The following is a 7252-nucleotide window of genomic DNA, read 5'->3' on the forward strand; positions in this document are numbered from 1 at the left end:
TAGTCGAAATATGGAATTATTATTTTCACAATAAGCACAAGGACAGATGGTATTAACACTCCCAAACAGAGTGAAACAATGAAGGAATTGACTAAACCCAGATTGAATTTATACTGTACATACATACAGTATAATATCTACTCTTATAAGCTTGGGCCTAATTCCATTTCGTCATGTCTCTCTCTGCCAGCGCCTCATCCAGCCTCGCCGCTGCGGTCCAGTCGGTTGTTTCGACTTTGCCGCATGCCTTGTGGCGGGCGGATCAGATGGGGTCTTACCAGGGGGCGGTGACGGCTTCCGGCCATGCCGCGCTGGATCGTGAATTGCCGAATGGCGGCTGGCCGCATTCGGCGCTGATCGAACTGCTGCTGCACCAGAGCGGCTGCGGCGAGATGCGGCTGCTGCAGCCGGCTTTGCTGCAGATTGCACAGCAGCGGCGGATCGTGCTGCTGCAGCCGCCGCATTTGCCGCAGCTGGCAGCCTGGGAGAATGTCGGGCTGGCCAGCGAGAAATTGCTATGGATCAAGACCGCTCGCAGCGTCGATGCGCTGTGGTCGGCGGAACAGGTCTTGCGCAACGGCAGCTGCGGCGCGCTGCTGATGTGGCAGCCGCATATCCGCGGCGAAGCCTTGCGCCGGCTGCATCTGGCGGCGCAGGCCAGCGACACCCTGCTGTGGATGATCCGTCCGCTCAGCGCCGCCCATGAATCGTCGCCTTCGCCCTTGCGCCTGTCCTTGCAGCCGGCGCGCAATGGCGTCGAGATCCAGCTGCTCAAGCGCAAAGGGCCTCAGCATGAACATGCTTTCTACCTGCCGCTGCCGGCCAGCGTCGCAGAGACCGCTGCGGCTGCGGCCACTTTGACAACTCCTTCGGCAACACCCCACCATGGCACTCTGGATAGGCATACATCTCCCGCTATTGGCGCTGGAAACCTTGCGCCCGCGCTGGTCTAAGCCCTGCATGTTCGCGGTGCTGGAACATGAGCAGGTGCTAGCCATGAGCGCCAGCGCGGCCGCCGCCGGCGTGCAGCCGGGCATGCGCCGTGGCGGCGTGCTGGCGCTGGCGCCGGAAACCCTGCTATGCGAACGCGAAGCAGCGCGCGAGCAAGGCGCGCGCGACGATATTGCGCTGACCCTGCTGCAATACACGCCCGAAGTCGCGCACGCTGAAGAGGACTCGCTGCTGCTCGACGTCAGCGCCAGCCTCAGCGCTTTCGGCGGCCGCCTGGCGCTGTGCCGCCGCATCCGCGACAGCGTCCAGGCGCTCGGCTTCAGCCTCCAGCTCAGCATGGCGCCGACCGCCCAAGGAGCATGGCTGCTGGCGCGCTACCGGCGCCGCCATCGCACCCCTCCCTTGCCACGGCAACGGCGCAGCCTGGGCATGGCCAGCATGCAGCGCCGGCTGGATGCACTGCCGTTCGTGATCCTGCCGGCGGCCCGCCCTTATCAGGAATGGCTGGCCGGCATCGGCTGCCAGACCTTGGCCGATCTGCGCAAGCTGCCGCGCGCCGGTTTGCAGCGACGCAGCGACCGGCAGCTGCTGGCCAGCCTGGACCGCGCCTACGGCATGGCGCCGGAAATGTTCGACTGGGTGCGGCCGCCGCAGACCTTCTCCGCGTGGCTGGAGCTGCCGGACCGCATCGAACATGCCGAAGCAGTGCTGTTCGCCGCCCGCCGCCTGCTCCTGCAGATGACAGGCTGGCTGGTAGCGCAGCAGCTGGCGGTTTCCTGCTTCCGGCTGTCGCTGGAACACGAACGCGGCCGCCAGGCGATTGCGCCGACGCCGCTGGAAATTTCCCTGGCCGAAGCCGCCTGGCATGAAGAACATCTGCTGCGCCTGCTCAAAGAACGGCTCGGCCGTCTGCAACTGGCGGCGCCGGTAATCGCCTTGCGCCTGCACGCCACGCAGCTAGCTCCCATGCTGCCGCCGACCGCCTCGCTGTTTCCCGAGCCGGGCGGCACGCCGGGAGCCTATGCCCGCCTGCTGGAACTGCTCAGCGCGCGCCTGGGCAGCGAGAATGTGCTGCAGCCCGCGGCCCAGGCCGATTACCGGCCGGAAGTGGCGAATGCCTGGCAAGCCGCTACCGCCCAAGGCCGGCGCACGCCGCAGGAAAACAGGCGCGCACTCTCGCCTGCGCGTCCGTTCTGGCTGCTGCAGGCGCCGCTGGCCTTGGCGGTACGCCATCATCGTCCCTTCTACAGTTCGCCCTTGCGGCTGCTGGCCGGCCCTGAACGCATCGAGTGCGGCTGGTGGGACGGCGTGGCGGCGGTGCGCGATTATTTCATCGCAGAGGGTGAAGACGCCGCCTGCTATTGGATCTACCGGCAGCGCGACGGCGATGAAATCCACTGGTTCCTGCACGGCTTGTTCGCCTGAGGCCGAGGATACAGAACCATGGATGAAATCAGCCCCTCGCCAACCGTCATTCTGCCGGGCTTGCTGCCGCGCTTGTTCCCGGAGTATGCCGAGCTGCAGTGCGTCTCCAACTTCAGCTTCCTGCGCGGCGCCTCGCATCCGGAGGAACTGGTGGAACGCGCGGCCCAGCTCGATTACCGGGCGCTGGCGCTGACCGATGAGTGCTCGCTGGCCGGCGTGGTGCGCGCCCATGTCGCAGCCAAGGCACATCAACTGCAGCTGCTGATCGGCAGCCAGTTCCAGCTGCATGAAGCCGACGGCAGCCCCGCTTTTTCCTTGATTGCGCTGGCGCAGAACCGCGAAGGCTACGGCAACCTGTCGGAACTGATCACGCTGGCGCGCAGCCGCGCCGGCAAAGGCCATTACCTGCTGACGCCGCAGGACCTGGACAATCCCGAGGCCGACAATGCCCATTTGCGCCAGCTGCCCGACTGCCTGCTGATCCTGCTGCCCGTGCATGGCATAGCCAGCGCCACGCTGATGCAGCAAGCGGCCTGGCTGCACGCCAATTTCCCTGGCCGCTGCTGGCTCGGCCTGACCTTGCTGCACCAGGCCGGCGACGAACGGCAACGCGCCGTCATCGAGCAAGTGGCGCAGGCGCAAGGCTTGCCGGTGGTGGCTATCGGCGATGTCTGCATGCACCGGCGCTCGCGCAAGCCGCTGCAGGATACGATGACGGCGATCCGCATCGGCAAGCCGGTCGCCGCCTGCGGCTATGCGCTGGCGCCCAACGCCGAGCAGCACCTGCGCGCCCGGCTGCGGCTGGCCAACCTGTATCCGGCAGCGGCGCTGGCGGCCAGCGTGGAGATTGCCGCCATGTGCAGCTTCTCGCTGGATGAACTGCGCTATGAATATCCGGATGAAGTGGTGCCGGCCGGCCACACCGCCGCCAGCTACCTGCGCCAGCAAACCTATAGCGGCGCGCGGCGACGCTATGCCGACGAGATTCCGGCGGCGGTGCAGAACCAGCTGGAAGACGAGCTCGATATCATCCATGCGCTGAAGTACGAATCCTATTTCCTGACGGTGTACGACATCGTCCAGTTCGCCCGCAGCCAGCAGATCCTGTGCCAGGGCCGCGGCTCGGCCGCCAATTCCGCGGTCTGCTACTGCCTCGGCATCACCGAGGTCGATCCCTCGCGCAGCACCCTGCTGTTCGGCCGCTTCATCAGCAAGGAGCGCGACGAGCCGCCCGATATCGATGTCGATTTCGAGCATCAGCGGCGCGAGGAAGTGATCCAGTACATCTATGCAAAATACGGCCGCCGCCGCGCCGCCCTGACCGCCGTGGTGATCAGCTACCGGCCGCGCAGCGTGCTGCGCGATGTCGGCAAGGCGCTCGGCGTCGATCCGGGCTTGGTCGAGCAGCTCGCCAAGTCGCAGCGCTGGTGGGACGACAAGCAGCAGCTGCAGAAGAATTTCAGCGAACTAGGCATCGCTCCCGACACCCCGATTGCCGAGCACTGGGCCGAGCTGTCGCATACGCTGATGGGTTTTCCGCGCCACCTGTCGCAGCATCCGGGCGGCTTCGTGATCTCGCGCGGCAAGCTGTCGCGGCTGGTGCCCATCGAGAACGCGGCAATGCCGAACCGCAGCGTGGTGCAATGGGACAAGGACGACCTCGATGCGCTGCGTATCCTCAAAGTCGATGTGCTGGCGCTGGGCATGCTGTCGATGCTGCAGCGGGCGCTGGCGATGGTCTCCCGCCAGCGCGGCGCCTGCTTTGAAATACAGGATATTCCACGCGAGGATCCAGCCACCTACGACATGATTTGCCAGGCCGATACGGTTGGCGTGTTCCAGATCGAAAGCCGGGCCCAGATGAGCATGCTGCCGCGCCTCAAGCCCAAGGAATTCTATGACCTGGTAATCCAGGTCGCGATCGTCCGGCCCGGACCGATCCAGGGCGGCATGGTGCATCCCTATCTGCAGAACCGGAAGAAAGATCCAAAAGACATCGTCTACCCCAGCGATGAGCTAGAAGAAGCATTGGGGCGCACCCTGGGAATTCCGATCTTCCAGGAGCAAGTAATGCAGATCGCCGTCATCGCCGCCGGCTTCACCCAGGGCGAAGCGGATGAATTGCGCCGCTCGATGGCGGCCTGGAAACGCAAAGGCGGCCTGGAAAAATTCGAACGCAAGCTGATCGACGGCATGGTCGCAAAAGATTATAAAAAAGATTTCGCCGAAGCCATTTTCAAGCAGATCCAGGGCTTCGGCGAATACGGCTTTCCGGAAAGCCACGCCGCCAGTTTCGCCTTGCTGGCCTACGCCAGCTCCTGGCTCAAATGCCACGAACCGGAAGCCTTCCTGGCGGCCCTGCTGAACAGCCAGCCGATGGGCTTCTATTCACCTTCGCAACTGGTGCAGGATGCGCGCTGGCATGGCGTCGAGGTGCTGCCGGTGGATATCAACCGCAGCAACTGGGAAGCTGCGCTGGAGCCCGTTGCCGGATCGGCACGGCCGGCGGTCAGGCTGGGACTCAGCCTGGTGCGCGGCCTCAGCTTCGACAACGCTGAAGCAATCGAAGCGGCGCGCGCAGTGCGTCCTTTCAGCGATCTCAAGGACATGGCTTTGCGCGCTGGCCTCAGGCGCGACCAGCTGCAGGCGCTGGCCGCCGCCGGCTCGCTGGCGCCGCTCTCCGGCAACCGCCGCCAGGCTCTGTGGCAAGCCCTGGTCAGCACCCCCGAAAAAGGCTTGCTCAGGCCAGCCCAGGTCAACGAGGAAGAACTGCTGCTGGCGTCGCCGGGAGAAGCGGAAAACATCCTCCACGATTACCACGCGCTGGGCCTGACCCTGGGCCGCCATCCATTGGCGCTGCTGCGAGAAAACCTGAGCGCCAGGCGCTTCCTGCCGGCCGCTGTGCTCAATACCTTTGCCGACGGCCAGCTGGCGCGCAGCTGCGGCATCGTCACGGTGCGCCAGCGCCCCGGCACGGCCAAGGGCGTGGTGTTCGTCACCCTGGAAGATGAAACCGGCACCGTCAACGTGATCGTCTGGCCGGACCTGGTCGACCGCCAGCGCAAGGAATTGCACCGAGCGCGCTTGATGGGCGTATACGGCGTCTGGCAAACCCACGACGGGGTCAGCCACCTGGTGGCCAAACGGCTGGTCGACCTGTCGCCGCTGCTGGGCCAGCTGGACACCAGCAGCCGCGACTTTCGCTGAAACCAGAACGACTTGTTTTGGGGTTCATCCGGGTTTTCTGTGAGTCATTGAATGAAACCGGATACAGGTCGAGTCCGCCACGATATGTAGGGTGGGCACGCTTTTGTGCCCACGCTGTATCGGTATCCGCGTGGGCACAAAAGCGTGCCCACCCTACCAGCCGAAGATGAAAGCCGCCATCCCGGCAATCCGTGAAGAAGCTTATTTTTGCTGTGGCATGTGCATATGGTCGGGATGAGCGTCGAGCATCAGGTCGATGCCGGCGCCGGGATCTTCGCTGCCGTCTTCTTGCACCGCTACCGCGCGCTGCAAGCCTTCCTCATGCGCCAGGTCGCGCTTGCGCTGCCAGTTGACCGCCACCAGCCCGCCCACGCCCAGCACCGCCAGGCAGGCCGCCGGCACCAGCATCGGCGTCACATTGCTGTGGGTCAGCTTGCCGACATAGGGCATCAGGTTCTGGCCGAAGAAGCCGCCCAGATTGCCGATCGAATTGATCGCAGCGATGCTGGCCGCGGCGCGCGCGCCCTGGAAGAACTTGGGCGGCAAGGACCAGAAGCAGGGATACAGCAAGGTGATGCAAGCGCCGCCGACCACCAGCGCGCCGAAGCGCAGCACATTGGAATCCAGCAGCGCGCTGGAGGCGAAACACACCAGCCCCAGCAAGCCGATCACGGCGATCGCCTTGTACACCACACGGTCATGCCGCAGCTTCCCCGGCAGCCACAGCAGCAGCAATACCGCCAGGCCCCACGGGATCATGTTGAGCAAGCCGTTGATGGTGGAACTGACGCCAAAGCCCTTGACCAGCGTCGGCAGCCAGTAGGTGACGCCGTACAGCGAGGTTGACATCAGCATATAGGTCGCGGCAAACAGCAGCACGCGCAGATCCCACAAGGCCGCCAGCGGATTGCCGCGGGTGACGTTGGGCGGCGTATCGCGCAGCATCATGTCGTTCAGCTTGGCTTTCTGCGCCGCCGACAGGAACTTGGCTTCGTCGATGGAACCCGGCAGGTACAGCATCACCACCAGCGTCAGCAGCACTGCCGGCAGGCCGGTGGCGATAAACACCCATTGCCAGCCTTCCAGTCCCAGCGTGCCGTTCAGGTTCAGCAGCAGGCCGCCGACCAGCGCACCCAGCATGTTGGCCAGCGCGCTCCCCAGCGTAAACACGCCCAGCACGCGGGTCCGGTATATCTGCGGGAACCACAAGGTGATGTAGTAAATCACGCCCGGATAGAAGCCCGCCTCGGCCACCCCCAGCATGAAGCGCAGTATGTAGAACATCGGCAGCGAACTGGTGAAGCCCAGCAGTATCGTCACCGCGCCCCAGGTGAACATGATGCGCGCCAGCCAGACCCTGGCGCCGTATTTGTGCAGGGCCAGCGTGCTGGGGATTTCAAACAGCAGGTAGCCGATGAAAAACAAGGAAGCGCCGAGGCCGTAGGCCGCCTCGCTCATGTGCAAGGCGTGCACCATGTCCAGCTTGGCGAAGCCGACGTTCTGACGGTCGATGAAAGACACCAGGAACATCACGATCAGCAATGGCATCAGACGCCACGCCACTTTTTTCATCAACTGGTCTTCAGACAACTCGGTGTTTGACTGCACGATGGGTCTCCATTTTTTGTGTGAAGCCGTCGTCTGCGGCGACGGATGAGGTGTTGTAAAT

4 protein-coding genes are annotated in these 7252 nt (G+C 64.1%); 3 read left to right on the forward strand and 1 reads right to left on the reverse strand.

Annotated features, from left to right (window positions below):
• The first annotated feature begins 173 nt into the window (after positions 1-173).
• Genes imuA through VNZ65_RS23380 form a run of 3 tightly spaced genes read left to right on the forward strand, consistent with a single transcriptional unit; the run spans position 174 to position 5583 of the window.
• Positions 174-953 carry a translesion DNA synthesis-associated protein ImuA gene (imuA, locus tag VNZ65_RS23370; protein WP_325673346.1) on the forward strand — a complete coding sequence of 260 codons (780 nt, stop codon included), beginning with the start codon at positions 174-176 and terminating at the stop codon, positions 951-953.
• Positions 886-2376 (forward strand): DNA polymerase Y family protein, encoded by a 1491-nt coding sequence (locus VNZ65_RS23375; RefSeq protein WP_325673348.1) that lies wholly within the window; start codon positions 886-888, stop codon positions 2374-2376. Before imuA ends, VNZ65_RS23375 begins: the two co-directional genes overlap by 68 nt.
• Positions 2377-2394: 18 nt before the next feature.
• Complete coding sequence (locus VNZ65_RS23380) at positions 2395-5583, forward strand: error-prone DNA polymerase (protein ID WP_325673350.1); 3189 nt, start codon at positions 2395-2397, stop codon at positions 5581-5583.
• 201 nt (positions 5584-5784) lie between these two features.
• Here the strand turns inward: VNZ65_RS23380 and VNZ65_RS23385 are convergent, their stop codons facing one another.
• On the reverse strand, positions 5785-7155 hold the full coding sequence (locus VNZ65_RS23385; protein ID WP_325673358.1) for an MFS transporter: 1371 nt from the start codon (positions 7153-7155) through the stop codon (positions 5785-5787).
• Between the last annotated feature and the right edge of the window lie 97 nt (positions 7156-7252).

The organism is Collimonas sp. (assembly GCF_035566555.1).
In the GTDB taxonomy this organism is placed as follows: Bacteria; Pseudomonadota; Gammaproteobacteria; order Burkholderiales; family Burkholderiaceae_D; genus Collimonas.